The sequence below is a fragment of the Corynebacterium hylobatis genome (assembly GCF_003955685.1).
Lineage (GTDB): Bacteria > Actinomycetota > Actinomycetes > Mycobacteriales > Mycobacteriaceae > Corynebacterium > Corynebacterium hylobatis.
The window spans coordinates 200,038-214,539 of record NZ_RXHJ01000007.1; the positions used below are offsets into that span (position 1 = coordinate 200,038).

The 14,502-nt window shown below is 68.1% G+C and carries 13 protein-coding genes; 1 reads left to right on the top strand and 12 read right to left on the bottom strand.

From position 1 onward, the window contains the following. Nucleotide 1 precedes the first annotated feature (1 nt). The 10 genes from EAH68_RS07875 to aspS all read right to left on the bottom strand — a co-directional run bounded on the left by EAH68_RS07875 (nucleotide 2) and on the right by aspS (nucleotide 12,000). Nucleotides 2-532 carry a shikimate kinase gene (locus tag EAH68_RS07875; protein ID WP_126120765.1) on the bottom strand — a complete coding sequence of 177 codons (531 nt, stop codon included), beginning with the start codon at nucleotides 530-532 and terminating at the stop codon, nucleotides 2-4. Next, nucleotides 533-1,753, bottom strand: a complete 1,221-nt coding sequence (aroC, locus tag EAH68_RS07880) for a chorismate synthase (protein ID WP_126120766.1) — start codon at nucleotides 1,751-1,753, stop codon at nucleotides 533-535. It lies immediately after the preceding gene. A gap of 12 nt (nucleotides 1,754-1,765) precedes the next feature. Next, a complete protein-coding gene (locus EAH68_RS07885; RefSeq protein WP_241228352.1) occupies nucleotides 1,766-2,212 on the bottom strand; it encodes a prepilin peptidase in 447 nt (148 codons plus the stop codon). An 11-nt stretch (nucleotides 2,213-2,223) separates the two neighbouring features. Then, complete coding sequence (locus tag EAH68_RS07890; RefSeq protein ID WP_126120767.1) at nucleotides 2,224-3,066, bottom strand: shikimate dehydrogenase; 843 nt, start codon at nucleotides 3,064-3,066, stop codon at nucleotides 2,224-2,226. After that, nucleotides 3,063-4,256, bottom strand: a complete 1,194-nt coding sequence (gene mltG, locus EAH68_RS07895; RefSeq protein ID WP_241228353.1) for an endolytic transglycosylase MltG — start codon at nucleotides 4,254-4,256, stop codon at nucleotides 3,063-3,065. The genes EAH68_RS07890 and mltG overlap by 4 nt, the downstream gene beginning before the upstream one ends. Then, nucleotides 4,253-4,762, bottom strand: a complete 510-nt coding sequence (gene ruvX / locus EAH68_RS07900) for a Holliday junction resolvase RuvX (protein ID WP_126120768.1) — start codon at nucleotides 4,760-4,762, stop codon at nucleotides 4,253-4,255. Before ruvX ends, mltG begins: the two co-directional genes overlap by 4 nt. A 96-nt stretch (nucleotides 4,763-4,858) precedes the next feature. Further along, nucleotides 4,859-7,525 (bottom strand): alanine--tRNA ligase, encoded by a 2,667-nt coding sequence (gene alaS / locus EAH68_RS07905; protein WP_126120769.1) that lies wholly within the window; start codon nucleotides 7,523-7,525, stop codon nucleotides 4,859-4,861. A gap of 70 nt (nucleotides 7,526-7,595) precedes the next feature. Further along, nucleotides 7,596-8,942 carry a replication-associated recombination protein A gene (locus tag EAH68_RS07910; protein WP_439647618.1) on the bottom strand — a complete coding sequence of 449 codons (1,347 nt, stop codon included), beginning with the start codon at nucleotides 8,940-8,942 and terminating at the stop codon, nucleotides 7,596-7,598. Continuing rightward, nucleotides 8,939-10,165 (bottom strand): aminoglycoside phosphotransferase family protein, encoded by a 1,227-nt coding sequence (locus tag EAH68_RS07915; RefSeq protein WP_126120770.1) that lies wholly within the window; start codon nucleotides 10,163-10,165, stop codon nucleotides 8,939-8,941. Before EAH68_RS07915 ends, EAH68_RS07910 begins: the two co-directional genes overlap by 4 nt. 23 nt (nucleotides 10,166-10,188) lie before the next feature. Next, complete coding sequence (aspS, locus tag EAH68_RS07920; RefSeq protein WP_126120771.1) at nucleotides 10,189-12,000, bottom strand: aspartate--tRNA ligase; 1,812 nt, start codon at nucleotides 11,998-12,000, stop codon at nucleotides 10,189-10,191. Between the two features lie 289 nt (nucleotides 12,001-12,289). Between aspS and ypfJ the strand changes: the two genes are divergently transcribed. Beyond that, a complete protein-coding gene (gene ypfJ / locus EAH68_RS07925; RefSeq protein ID WP_126120772.1) occupies nucleotides 12,290-13,174 on the top strand; it encodes a KPN_02809 family neutral zinc metallopeptidase in 885 nt (294 codons plus the stop codon). 11 nt (nucleotides 13,175-13,185) lie between these two features. Here the strand turns inward: ypfJ and arr are convergent, their stop codons facing one another. After that, nucleotides 13,186-13,614, bottom strand: coding sequence for an NAD(+)--rifampin ADP-ribosyltransferase (gene arr, locus EAH68_RS07930; RefSeq protein WP_126120802.1), 429 nt, complete (start codon nucleotides 13,612-13,614; stop codon nucleotides 13,186-13,188). Between the two features lie 195 nt (nucleotides 13,615-13,809). Then, nucleotides 13,810-14,502, bottom strand: a 693-nt coding sequence (locus EAH68_RS07935; RefSeq protein ID WP_164546434.1) for an HNH endonuclease signature motif containing protein, incomplete at its 5' end; no start/stop codon positions are given.

A 14,502-nucleotide genomic window follows, 5' to 3' on the forward strand; every position in this document is an offset into this window, starting at 1 on the left:
ACTAGAGGGTGTCCAGGAAGCCGAGGATGCCGGCCACGGACTGCTGGGGGGTGCGGCCGTCGGTGCGCACCCGGAAGGTGGCCACCTCATGATAGAGCGGGGCGCGCTGCTCCATGAGGTTGCGGTAGTGGGCGGCCGGGTCCTCGGCGGCGAGGACGGGCCGGGTGGATTCACCGGCGGTGCGGCGCACACCCTCCTCGACGGAGACGTCGATCCACACGACGGTGTGCTGCGCGAGCAGCTGGCGGGTGGATTCGGTGAGCACCGCTCCCCCACCGAGGCTGACCACGCCACCGCTGGTCAGGGCCGTTGCGACGTGGCGGGCCTCGACCTCCCGGAAGGTGGGCTCACCGAGCTCGCTGAACACCTCGCCGCAGGGTTTTCCGTAGGCCTCCTCGATGAGCTGGTCAGAATCGACCAGTGGGAGGGACAGTGCGCGGGCCAGGCGGCGGCCGATGGTGGATTTGCCGGCCCCGGGCGGGCCGACGAGGACCACCTTCGGCCGGGTGTGGCAGACCTCCGGGCTGCTCATCTACGCCTCCCCGGAATCCTGGAACCGCAGTCGCTGGACGACATACTCGTTGTAGGCGTCGATGTTGCGGCGGGTCTCGGCGACGGAGTCACCACCGAACTTCTTCAGCACGGCACGCGCCAGGACGAGTGCCACCATCGCCTCGGCGACGACACCGGCGGCCGGGACGGCGCAGACATCGGAACGCTGGTGGATGCCGGTGGCGGCGGAACCGTCGGTCATGTCCACGGTCTTCAGTGCGCGCGGCACGGTGGAGATCGGCTTCATCGCGGCGCGGACCCGCAGGGCCTGGCCGTTGGTCATGCCGCCCTCGATGCCGCCGGCGCGGTTGCTCAGACGGTCGACGCCGTCCTCTGCCCGGACCATCTCGTCGTGGGCCTCGCTGCCGCGGCGGCGGGCCTCCTCGAAGCCGTCACCGACCTCGACGCCCTTGATGGCCTGGATACCCATGAGGGCGGCGGCGAGCTGGGCGTCGAGACGCTCCTCACCGGAGACGTGCGAACCCAGTCCGATGGGCAGGCCCTCGACGACGACCTCGACGACACCGCCGAGGGTGTCGCCGGCCTTCTTGGCGGCCTCGATCTCGGCGATCATGGCGGCCTCGGCGTCCTTGTCGAAGGCGCGCACCGGAGACTCGTCCACGGCCGGCAGGTCCGCGAAGGTCGGCTCGGGGCCGGTGTAGGGCTCGGAGCGGCCGATGGAGACGACGTGGGAGAGCACCTCGACACCGAGGGTCTCACGCAGGAAACTGCGGGCGACGGTGGCGGCGGCGACACGGGCGGCGGTCTCGCGTGCGGAGGAACGCTCCAGGATCGGACGTGCCTCGTCGACGTCGTATTTGATCATCCCGGCGAAATCGGCGTGGCCCGGGCGTGGGCGGGTGAGCTTGGCGCCGCGGCCGGAGCTCATCGCGGCGGCGACCTCCGCATCCTCCATGTCCACCGGCTCGGCGGACATGATGGTGGTCCACTTCGGCCACTCGGTGTTGCCGATCATGATGGCGACCGGGCTGCCGAGGGTCTTCCCGTGCCGGATGCCGGTGAGCAGGGTGAGCTCATCGGCCTCGAACTTCATCCGGGCGCCGCGGCCGTAGCCGAGTCGGCGGCGGGCGAGCTGCTCAGAGATTTCTTCCCGGGTCACGGAGACACCGGCGGGCATGTTTTCGAGCAGGGCAATCAGCGCCTGACCGTGGGATTCTCCTGCTGTGGTCCATCGAAGCATGCGGTCATTGTCTCATGAGGCGCCGCCCAAGTGCGATAAGGCTCCCTGCCAGGTGTCGTAGAGAACCACAATGAACGTCCCCACCAGCATGGATGGCCCGTGCGGCACTGCTTTCCCCCGCCTGAGCACCGACCGCACCACCGTCACCGCGCTCGCTGCCACCACCGCCGCCAGCACTCCGATGACCCCGCCCGCGGCGGCGGCGAGCACCCCGAGGCTCAGCGCCAGTTTCACGTCCCCGCCCCCGATGCCCCGGCCGAGAAGATAGGCCCCGGCCCAGGCCAGGCCGCCGAGGATGAGCACCGGTTCGGTGAGCAGGGCACCGGTCCCCGCCCCGAGGGCGGCGGGCAGGGTGAGGTGGTCCGGGAGGCGGCGCTGCGTCTCGTCGACAAGCACGAGCCGGACCGCCCACCAGACGGTGATGATGACTGCTCCCCCGAGCAGCAGGATCCCCCACACACCGGGGCAGACTACCGCAGCGAGGCCTCCAGCGCGCGGCGCATGGCCTCCCGCGGGGCCGACCGGCCGGTGAACTGCTCGAACTGGCCGTAGGCCTGATGTGCGAGCATGACGTGGCCCCCGACGGTGAGGTGGCCGTTGGCGGCCGCGGCGACAGTCAGCGGGGTCGGCCAGGGCTCGTAGATGACGTCGAGGATCGGCGCGTGCGCCAGGGCCTGTTCGTGACCGACGACGGCCGCGGAGGGCACCGTCGAGACGATGACCTCGGCAGCCCGGGAGGCGGCCAGCAGGTCAGAGTCGAAACCGGCGAAACGGAACTCCACCCCGGCGGGTTCGAGCAGCGGGGCCAGTTCGGCGCTGCGGTCGGAACGGTTGATCACCGTGATGTCGGTGATCCCGGCCTGCGCCAGCGCCCACAACGCGGGACGGGCGGTACCGCCACCTCCGATGACCAGGGCATGGCGCGTCCCTGCGAGCCGGTCGCCGAGCAGTTCACCCAGGGCACCGGTGATGCCGTCGCAGTCGGTGTTGTCCGCCCGCCAACCACCGGCCGTGCGTACGAGGGTGTTGGCGGAACCGATCTGCCGGGCCCGGTCGGTGACCTCATCGGCGAATTCGAGGGCGGCGAATTTGGCGGGCATGGTCACCGAGAAACCGGCGAACTCCGCCCCCGCCCCACCGACAATCTCCGGCAGCTGCTCGGCGGTGCACTCGATGCGGGAGTACTCCCAGTCGTCCATGCCGAGTGCCTCATAGCCGGCGTTGTGCAGAATGGGCGAACGGGAGTGCGTGATCGGGGAACCGAGCACCGCCGCGCGATGCCGGATGTCGGGAATCTCCAGAGGATGGCTCAACGGTTGGTGTCCAGTACTCCGGCGTCGAGGGACTGCTGCACGTCGGCGAGGTGCTCCTCGAAGGTGTCGTTGAAGACGGTGGTGCCGTCCCTGTCGATGGTGACGAAGAACAGCCAGTCACCCTCGGCCGGGTTCTCCATCGCCTCGATCGCCTCGATGGAGGCCGCCGCGATGGGGGTCTCCGGCAGGCCGTCACTGGCATAGGTGTTCCACGGGGTGACCTGAGCGCGGTCCTCGTCCGTGGTGGCGATCTCGACGTCGGGGAGTCCGTAGTTGACCGTGGAGTCGAACTCCAGACGCATCGGCTCCTCCAGGCGGTTGAGGATCACGCGTGCGACCTTGTCGAAGTCCCCGGCCGGGGCCTCGCGCTCGACCAGGGAAGCGGCGGTGAGCAGCTCATAGGGGCTGAGTCCCAGGGCGTCGGCGCGCTCGACGATGCCCGTGTCGGCGTACTGCTGAGCGGAGCGGGTCACCAGGTCGGTGATGATGCCTGTGGCGTCGAGCTCCGGGTTGACCACGTAACGGCCGGGCACGATGAGTCCCTCGAGTCGCTTGGGGTCCTCGCCCCGGGCGGCGACGGTTGCCTGCGCCCACTCGGGCACGCCGAGAGCCGCAGGGTCCGTGGTGGCGCCGACCCGCTGCAGCTCCTCAGAGCTGATGCAGTTCGACGAACCCTCCGTGCAGGTGACCTGCGAGATCTGGGAGTAGACGCCGGGACGGTTACTGCCGCCGACGACCTGTACGTCCATGAGGGTGGAACCGCCGTGGATGTCGAGGAGCTCCACCCGGTTGGCCGGATCGAGCAGGGCCTGCACCGCGGAGGCGGCGCTCATCTCACCCTGGAGGCGGTAGAAACCGGGCTGGATGCTGGCGGCCTCAGGGTTGTTGGCCGCGGCGGTCTGGAAGGCGGAGTCGGTCCTGACGATGCCGCGCTCCTCCAGTTCGGGGCCCAGCTGGGAGACCGAGGAGCCCTCGGGGATCTCGACGAGCTGGTAGACGCTGTTGCCGCTGCCCTGGAAATCACGTTCGTTCACGGTGGGTGCCTGTCCGGAGATCTGGACGCCGATGTAGACGACTGCGCCGATGATGAGGATCAGCGATGCAGCGAAGACCGCGAGTCCCCGCTGACGCCGCTTCACATACTTCGGTTCCATATTCCGGTCGCGTCTCGTCCGGGTCTGTGTGCTCATGGATGCAGCTCCTGGTTGTAGGCGGCCCGGGCGTCGAGCCAGGACTGGAGGATCTCCACTGCGGCGGCCTGGTCGATGACCTTCCGGCCGGCCTTCTCGGAGACCCCGGAGGCGCGCAACGCGGTGGTCGCGGCCACAGTGGTCAGCCGCTCATCGCCCATGCGCACCGGGATGGTCTTCCCCGCCCCGGTCAACCGCCGGTTGAGGCGGAAGGCGATCTCCTTCGCGTGTTTGACGCTGACGGAGCCGTGCCCCTTCAGATCCCGTGGCAGGCCGACGACGATCTCGACGGCGTCGTATTCCTCGATGATCTCCAGCAGGCGGTCGATGTCGCCCTTGTCGCGGTCCCGCAAACCGGTCTCCCGCGCGACGGTCTCCACGGGGGTGGCGAGTTTCGCGTTCCGGTCGGAGACGGCCACGCCGATGCGCACCGTCCCCACGTCGAGGCCGATGCGTCTGCCCGTTCCCGGGTCATCGGCTCCTGGAGTATCCGGGGTCACCTTCATCGTCGTCGGTTCCCTTTCGTCACGTAGGTCGATGTACACGGTAGCGGGGAGGCACGCCGGTCGATGACATGTCCCCCGGCGTGTCTCCGCCCCGGCTCAGCGGCCGGCCAGCTCCTCGCGCAGGGCGTGGAAGCCGGCGTCGAGCCCCGCGGGCTTCGAACCGGAGCCCTGGGCCATGTCAGGCTTGCCGCCGCCGCGGCCGTCGACGTAGCCGGAGAGCAGTTTGACCAGCTCGCCGGACTTCACCCCCAACTCAACGGCCTCCTTCGTGGCGCCGACGATGAAGGGCAGCTTCTCCCCCTCGGCGGAGGCGAGCACCACCACGCCGGGCCTGCCGGCCAGACGGCCGCGCAGGTCGGTGGCGACGGTGCGGAGGTCTCCACCGGACACACCGTCGGGCAGACGGTGGGTGAGCACGGTGAATTTACCCACCTCTGTGGCCTGCTCGACCAGGGCGCCGGTCTGGGCCGCCAGCTGCTGGCGGTGCAGGTTGGCGATCTCCTTCTCGGCGGCACGCAGCTTCTCGGTGAGCTGGGCGACGCGGTCCGGCAGCTCCTCGGTCGGGGCCTTGAGGGAGGCGGCCAGCCCGGTGGCCAGGGCGGTCTCCTTCGACAGGTATTTGAAGGAGTCCATGCCGGAGTAGGCCTCGATGCGCCGTGCCCCGGAGCCGACGGAGGACTCGCCCAGGACGGCGACGGGGCCGATCTGGGCGGAGGAGTCCACGTGGGTGCCGCCGCACAGCTCGATGGAGAAGGGCCCGCCGATCTCGACGACGCGGACGTCATCGCCGTAGTTCTCGCCGAACAGGGCCATGGCGCCCATCTTCTTCGCCTCATCAAGGGAGGTCTCGATGGTGTTGACCGCCAGGTTGGAGTCGACGGCCTGGTTGGTGATCAGGGCGATCTCCTCCAGCTGGGCCGGGCTGAGCTGCTCGGTGTAATTGAAGTCGAAACGCAGGTAGCCGGGGCGGTTGAGGGAACCGGCCTGCACTGCGGTGGGGCCGAGCACCTGCCGCAGTGCGGCGTGGATGAGGTGGGTGGCGGTGTGTGCCTGGGTGGCGCCGTGACGCCAGTCGGCGTCGACCTCGGCGCGGACGGACTGCCCCAGGTCGAGGCCGCCGGAGACGACGGTCGCCTTGTGCACCCACAGGCGCTTGCCGATCTTCTGCACGTCCGTGACGTCCAGGATCGTGCCGTCGGTGACGAGGCGGCCGCGGTCGCCGAGCTGGCCGCCGGATTCTGCGTACATCGGGGAGACGTCGAGGATGACCTCGATTTCATCGCCCGCGGCGGCATGGGTGACGGAGACACCGTCGGCGACCAGGCCGAGGATCTTCGCGTCGGCGGTCAGCTCGGAGAAACCGACGAACTCGGTCGGGTTGTTGTCCACCCACTCGCGGTAGACGGACTCGTCGGCGTGGCCGTGCTTCTTGGCCAGGTTGTCGGCCTTGGCGCGGGCCCGCTGCTCGCTCATGGCGGCCTCGAAGCCGGCGACGTCGACCTCGAGTCCGGCCTCGGCGGCCATCTCGAGGGTCAGGTCGATCGGGAAGCCGTAGGTGTCGTGGAGGGTGAAGGCCTCCTCGCCGGAGAATACCTTCGCCCCGGTCCCGCGGGTCTTGGTGGCGGCCTCGTCGAAGCGGTGGGTGCCGGATTCCAGGGTCCTGAGGAAGGCGCGTTCCTCGGCGACGGCGACGCGGGTGATGCGTTCGCGGTTGTCGGCGATCTCCGGATAGGAGGGGGTCATGGTGTCCATGATCACGGTCATGAACTGCTCGAGGGTCTCACCGGTGGCGCCCAGCAGGCGGGCGGAACGCACGATGCGGCGCAGCAGGCGACGCAGGATGTAACCGCGGCCCTCGTTGGCGGGGGTCACGCCGTCGAGAATGAGCATCATGCCGGTGCGCGAGTGGTCGGCGATGACGCGGAAGCGCACGTCAGCGGTGTCGTCGGTGCCGTATTCCGCGCCGGTGATCTCCTGGGCGGCGTCAATGACCGGGCGCAGGAGATCGGTCTCGTAGACGTTGTCCACGCCCTGGAGGAGGGCGGCGACACGCTCCACACCCATGCCGGTGTCGATGTTCTTCTTCGGCAGGTCGCCGAGGATCTCGAAGGAGTCCGGGCCGGTGCTCTGCCCGCGTTCCTTCTCCATGAAGACGAGGTTCCAGATCTCCAGGTAGCGGGTGTCGTCGACTGCCGGGCCACCCTCCTGGCCGTGCTCGGGGCCGCGGTCGTAGTAGATCTCGGAGCAGGGTCCGCAGGGACCGGGCACGCCCATGTGCCAGTAGTTGTCGGCCATGCCCAGGCGCTGGATGCGCTCGGCGGGCAGGCCGATCTTCTTCTCCCAGATCTCGGCGGCCTCGTCGTCGTCGAGGTAGACGGTGGCCCACAGGCGCTCCGGGTCGAGGCCGTAGCCGCCGTCCTCGATCGAGCTGGTCAGCAGCTCCCAGGCATGGGTGATGGCGCCTTCCTTGAAGTACTGGCCGAAGGAGAAGTTGCCGGCCATCTGGAAGAAGGTGTTGTGGCGGGTGGTGATGCCCACCTCATCGATGTCGAGGGTGCGCACGCACTTCTGGATGGAGGTGGCGGTGCCGTTGGGGTACGGCGGGTTCTGCTGGCCGAGGAAGTAGGGCTTGAACGGCACCATGCCGGCGTTGACGAAGAGCAGGTCCGGGTCCTCGAGGATGAGGGATGCACTCGGCACGGCGGTGTGGCCGGCCTTGACGAAGTGCTGGGTGAAACGCTCCCGGATCTCATGGGTCTGCACGGCAGTGGTCCTCGCTTCTGACAGATTGTTGTCTGGGTCGGCTCACCACTCTACTCCCACGGAGGGGAGACTACTGCTTCCCCCGTACAATCCGGCGCAGACGACCGATGTAGTCACGGATCCGTTTCTCCGCACCGTGGTCGGTGGGTTCATAGTAGACGGCGTCGCCGAGCTGGCCGGGCAGATACTGCTGGCTGACCACCCCGCGCGGGTCATCGTGCGGGTACAGGTAGCCCACCGCGTTACCGAGCTTCTTCGCCCCTTCATAATGGCCGTCGCGCAGGTGGGCCGGCACGTGCCCGATCCTCCCCTCGCGGACGTCCTGCTGCGCGCGGTTGATTGCCTCGTAGACGGCATTCGACTTCGGAGCGGTGGCCAGGTGCACGGTCGCCTGCGCCAGGGTCAGCCGCGCCTCGGGCATGCCGATCAGCGCGACAGCCTGTGCGGCGGCCACCGCCGACTGCAGGGCGGAGGGGTCGGCCATGCCGATGTCCTCGCTGGCGTGGATGACCAGCCGGCGGGCGATGAACCGCGGGTCCTCCCCCGCCTCGAGCATCCGCGCGAGGTAGTGCAGGGCGGCGTCGACATCCGAGCCGCGGATCGACTTGATGAAGGCGCTGACCACGTCGTAGTGCTGGTCGCCGTCACGGTCATAGCGCACGACAGCCCGGTTGACGTTCTCCCGGATCACCGCCACGCTTATCGACGCCCCGTCCGCCACCGCCTCCGCGGCCGCCTCCAGGTAGGTCAGCGCGCGGCGCGCATCGCCCCCCGCGAGCAGGACCAGCTGGTCGAGGGCCTCCTCATCGGCGGTGACGCGCCCGCCCAGGCCCCGCTCATCGACCAGTGCGCGGGTGACGACCTCGCGGACGGCGGCGTCGTCAAGCGGCTGGAGCTGGAGCAGCAGCGAGCGGGAGAGCAGCGGCGCGACCACGGAGAAGGATGGGTTCTCCGTCGTTGCCGCGACGAGCAGCACCGTACGGTTCTCCACCGCGGCGAGCAGCGCATCCTGCTGCGTCTTGGAGAACCGGTGCACCTCATCGATGAACAGGACGGTGCGCTGCCCCTGGATGAGGTCCCGGCGGGCACGGTCAATGACCTCCCGGACCTGCTTGACCCCCGAATCCAGGGCGGAGAGCCCCACGAAGTGCTGGTTTGTCGCCGTCGAGATCAGCGAGGCAATCGTCGTCTTGCCCGTACCCGGCGGGCCGTAGAGGATGACCGAGGCCTCCCCCGAACCCTCCACCAGCCGACGTAACGGCCGGCCGGGACCGAGCAGGTGCTCCTGGCCGGCGATCTCATCGAGCGTGCGCGGGCGCATGCGTGCCGCCAGCGGGGCATGGTCGCCGGCCCGGAAGAAATCGGACCCGGGCGGGCGTTCGGGCTCCGGCGCCCCGAACAACGAGTCCTGGGTCACCGGCCCGCGCCGGGCTCCGCCACCCGGTCCGCGATGCCCTGGCTGAAGGCCGCGATGACGCCGAAGGAGGGGTCGGTGCCGCGGGCGGCGTAGCGGGCCAGCGCCTCGAAGGTCTCGAAGAGATCCCGGCGCACCACGACCTCCTCCGCGGTGAACGGCCCGTGGGAGGCCGGCCGCAGCAGATCGCTGACCCCCTCGACGAGGTTCGGGTCCAGCTGCTCCTCCCCCTCGTGGAGCATCCCGATCGCCGCAGACACGGAACCGAAGTGCAGCAGCGCCACACTCGACAACGCCCAACCCAGCAGCGCCGCCATGATCCGCGAATGCAGGTGGGCCTCGTTGTTCACGTTCGGCCACAGCGAGTTGACCTCGTGGACCCACGCCTCGACGAAGACGTCCGCCTCGTCATCCGAGATGGGGTGACTGAACAGGAACTGCGGGAAACCGGCGATGACGCACGCCAGGTCGAAGCTGACGTCACGGAAACCCGCCCACTCGTAGTCGAGGAAGTGGGTCTCCTCGGCGACGATGATGTTGTCCGGCGAGAGGTCGAAGGGGGTGAAGGCCCGGTGGTGGGCCCCCAGCAGCCGGTTGCGCCCCTCGGCGGCGAACTCGCTGACCAGCTCCGGAAGCTCGATGTCAGCCTGGCGCAGCAGCTCCTCACCCACCTGGATGGACTGGATCAGCGCCGTGTCACGCAGTTCCTGGATCTCGGCGGAGTCCGGGTGCTGGCGCAGCATACGGGAGAGCAGGGTGTTGAAGTCCTGCTCCCGTTGCGCCGTGCCGGCGTGCATGCGGCCCAGGGAGGTGCCCAGGTTGCGCAGGATCGCCACCCGCCGCTCCGGGTCCTCCAGCTGCAGGAGGTCAGCGAAGGTGTCGCCGTCACCGGAGTCGCTGAGCACCATGATGCGCTTCTTCACGTCATGGGCCAGCAGCACCGGGCCTGGGCGGACCTCCTCGCTGAGGGAGGTGGTGAACTGGTAGGAGACGATCTCCCGGACCAGCGCCGCATCATCGATGGGGTCGCCGGCCTCGGGGACGTATTTGAGGATGACGGAACGCTGCTGCAGGAACGGCGATGTCGCCACGCGGGCGCGGAGTACCACCGCAGTGCCGGAGCCGCTGAGCTGAGTTACCTCGCTGAGCTCCTGCGCTCCCCCGAAACGCTTCGAGAGGAGATCCTCCGCGGTGTCGACGATGTCGGCGTGCTTGAGCTTGATCATGATGTGTTCCGTCAGACCGGGGACTATTCGGTCTTCTCGCCCTTCTTCTCGTTCTTCTTCTCCGGCCTGGCGTCGATGCCCGCCTCCTTGCGCTGCTGCGCGGTGATCGGCGCCGGGGCCTCGGTCAGCGGGTCCACACCGCCACCGGACTTCGGGAAGGCGATGACGTCGCGGATCGAGTCGAAACCGCCCAGCAGGGACACAATGCGGTCCCAGCCGAAGGCGATGCCGCCGTGCGGCGGGGCACCGTAGGCGAAGGCGTCGAGCAGGAAGCCGAACTTGTCCTGCGCCTCCTCCTCGGAGATACCCATGACCTTGAATACCCGCTCCTGCACGTCACGCTGGTGGATACGGATGGAACCGCCACCGATCTCGTTGCCGTTGCAGACGATGTCGTAGGCGTAGGCGTTGGCCTCACCCGGGTTCTCGTCGAAGGTGTCGAGGAACTCCGGCTTCGGGGAGGTGAAGGCGTGGTGGACGGCGGTCCAGGCGGAGCTGCCCAGGGCCACGTCACCGGAGGCGGTCGCGTCAGCGGCCGGCTCGAACAGCGGGGCGTCGACGACCCAGGTGAAGGCCCAGTCACCCTCCTTGATCAGGCCCAGCTTCTCGGCGATCTCACCGCGGGCCGCACCCAGCAGGGCGCGGGAGGACTTGGTTTCACCTGCGGCGAAGAAAATGCAGTCGCCCGGCTCCGCGCCGACGTGGGCGGCGATGCCGGCACGCTCCGCGTCGGTGATGTTCTTGGCCACCGGGCCACCGAGCTCCCCGTCCTCACCGACGAGGATGTAGGCCAGGCCCTTCGCACCGCGCTGCTTGGCCCACTCCTGCCAGGCGTCGAGCTGACGGCGCGGCTGGGAGGCCCCGCCCTTCATGACCACGGCGCCCACGTACTCGTTCTTGAACACCCGGAAGGTGGTGTCGGCGAAGAAGTCGGTGCACTCGGTGATCTCGATATCGAAACGCAGGTCCGGCTTGTCGGAACCGAAACGGCGCATGGCCTCGGCGTAGGTGATACGCGGGATCGGGGTGGTGATCTCGTAGCCGATCAGCTTCCACAGCTCGGCCAGGACCTCCTCGGCCAGGGCGATGACGTCATCCTGGTCGACGAAGCTCATCTCGACGTCCAGCTGGGTGAACTCCGGCTGACGGTCCGCACGGAAATCCTCGTCGCGGTAGCAGCGGGCGATCTGGTAGTAACGCTCCATGCCGGCGACCATGAGCAGCTGCTTGAACAGCTGCGGGGACTGCGGCAGGGCGTAGAAGGAGCCCGGCTTCAGGCGTGCCGGAACCAGGAAGTCACGAGCACCCTCCGGGGTGGAACGCGTCAGCGTCGGGGTCTCGATCTCGGTGAAGTCGTGGTTGTCCAGTACGCGGCGGGCGGCCTGGTTCGCGCGGGAACGCAGACGCAGGGCCTCGGCCTGACGGTCGCGGCGCAGGTCCAGGTAGCGGTACTTCAGGCGGGTCTCCTCACCGACCTCGCCACCACCCTGGGCGGAGTCGCCGATCTGGAATGGCAGCGCCGCGGAGGTGTTGAGGACGTTGAGCTCGGTGACGTTGAGCTCGATGTCACCGGAGGACAGGTTAGGGTTTTCCGAACCCTCCGGACGCGGCTCCACCACACCGGTGACCTGCAGCACGAACTCGCTGCGCAGATCATGGGCGCGCTCGGCAACATCGGATTCACGGAATACGACCTGGGCCAGACCGGAGCGGTCGCGCAGGTCGATGAAGATCACGCCGCCGTGGTCACGGCGCCGTGAGACCCATCCGGTGAGGGTGACGGTCTGTCCGGCGTGTTCTTTACGCAGTTCGCCTGCAAGATGAGTGCGGAGCACGTGCTGGTGGTCCTTCCGTGTGGGGTGGGGTGGGGCTTATAGACAACACGGGCATTCTACCTGGTCCCGCCACCCTGCTTATCGACGCCCCTCCAACCCCCGCAGCAGCCATACCGCCGGGATGGCGTCCGTACATGTACTCCACAATAATGCGGACGAGCGCATATTTTAGGGTTTTTCCCTGATCTCCACACACAAACAACTCCCCGACGATCCCGCCCACCGGAGGGCGGAGAGGGCTCCGGAAGATCCTGCTCTGACCACCCTCTGAATATGGCATGATCAGAGCATGACGTTCCGTGAAGACGCTGACATCAGCGGCCGCCGGAAAGCCACCACCGGTGGCAGAGGCGGCAGGATCGCGGCCGGTGGCGGCATCGGCTCACTGCTGCTCATCGGGCTATTTCTCCTGATGGGTGGAAATCCGGGGGACATCGGCCAGATGATCGGCGGCGGCAACCAGGCCCAGCTGCCGGGCGGGCAGACCAGCGAGCTGGAGCACTGCAACACACCCGAGGACGGAAATATCCACGCCGACTGCCGCGTCGACTACACCGCCGGTGCGGTCGACCAGATGTGGGAGACCCTGCTCCCGGAGCAGGCCGGCATCGAGTACGTCCCGCCCGGCCGCGTCGTCTTCCAAGGTGCGACCCAGTCCGGATGCGGTCAGGCCTCGGCAGCGACCGGCCCCTTCTACTGCCCCGCTGACCAGTCGGCCTACTTCGACGTCTCCTTCTTCGACCAGCTCGACCAGCTGGGTGGCACCAACTCCCCACTGGCGCAGATGTACATCGTCGCCCACGAATTCGGCCATCACATCCAGCAGCTCGAGGGCACGCTGTCACTGTCGAACTACAACGACCCCGGTGCCGACTCCAACGCCGTGAAGATCGAGCTCCAGGCCGACTGCTACGCCGGTATCTGGGTCTCCCACGCCGACAAGGGTGAGGGTGCCTGGCTCGAGCCGGTCACCCGCGAACAGGTCGCCTCCGCCATCGACACCGCCCGCGCCGTCGGTGACGACAACATCCAGCAGCGCTCCGGCGGCCAGGTCCGTCCCGACACGTGGACACACGGCTCTTCCGAGCAGCGCCAGAGCGCCTTCATCACCGGCTACAACGAGGGCACGATGGCCGCCTGCGACACCCTGGATCGCGGCGTCTACCGCAGTTAGGCACCTACCCCTCAATCATTGATGGCCTCAATCCCCTGGCGTTCCAGTTCCGTGAGGTGTCTGCGCATCTCCCGGACCCGCTCAGGCGGATGCGGCTGCCAGCCCATCACCTCCTCCATCACGCGAAGTGACGCACGGGTGCGGTAGGACCGCGTGGGGTTGCCGGGAAACCGCTTGTCCGTCAGGTTCGGATCGTCCTCGAAGGGGCCGGTGGGATTGACCCGGTATATCCTGCCTTTCCCCTCCCCGGACGCCAGCTCAGCTGCCCACGTGGCCGCATCTAGCGTGGCAGTGAGATAAATGAAGTTGGCGACCTTCCCTGTACCGAAGTTGGAATTGCGCCCAGGAACCAGCAGGTCACCGGGTTGCAGTTCAGCTTTCGTACCGTGATAGAACGGGCCCGGGTCAGTCGAGCCGTAGCGGGATGGATCAACGTTGATGGTGAGCCTCTTTCAGAGTGGGAAGGGTCACTTTACGCTGCGGTCGATCCGTGCGGAATCGCTGACATGGCCCGGCCCGAGCATGGTTCCGAAAAGCCCCTTCAGCCATCCGGTCCGTAGGAACATGATGGTGGCGAGGCCTGATCCTGCGTGAGCTCCGCCCCGGGTCACCATCCAGGTGCCCGGGGTCGGTTGTTACTCGGGTGGATCGGGGCCGTTTTCAGCCTTGGCCTGGTTGATGGCCTCCTCGAATTCCTCCTGCGCCCGGGCACGCGCTTCCGCCCCGTACTGGTACGCCTCGAATTCCTGCGCCGCCGCCCTCGCTGCTGCCCGCTCACCCCGACGTTGGCGGCGTTGCGTGTAGGTCTGCACCCAGCGTTTCTCCACCGGCGCCAACGGCCCCTCCGCATGATCCACCGCCCAGGTACCGTCGGCGAACAACCAGAACACATCCCCCGTGATGGGATCGAGCAGATAGTGCGCCTGGAGGTCAGTCTTGCGGTTGTGGTGGTGCCGGCACAGCATCACCATGTTCGCCGCTGTCGTGGGCCCACCCTCGTGGTGGTTGATCCGGTGGTCATTATCCCCACCGAATGCGAGCGTCCCGCAGCCCGGCCACCGGCAGCACCAGTCCCGACCCACCAGAAACGCCCGGATCGCTTCGGTCGGGGTGTAGGCCGGGGTGTGCGCGGTGGCAGCAGTGTCCATATCCGTGGTGCGCTCAGAGATGGCCAGCAGACGGGCGGCGGCCTGCTCGGTGAGCACACCCGCCAGCGGGTGGAACACCGGCGCACCGGGGACATCTTTGGCGGTGTAGAGGTGGGTGGTCACCGAGGTGGTGGACTGACCGAGGATGAGCATGACCATCGCGCGGGCCTGGCTGATGCC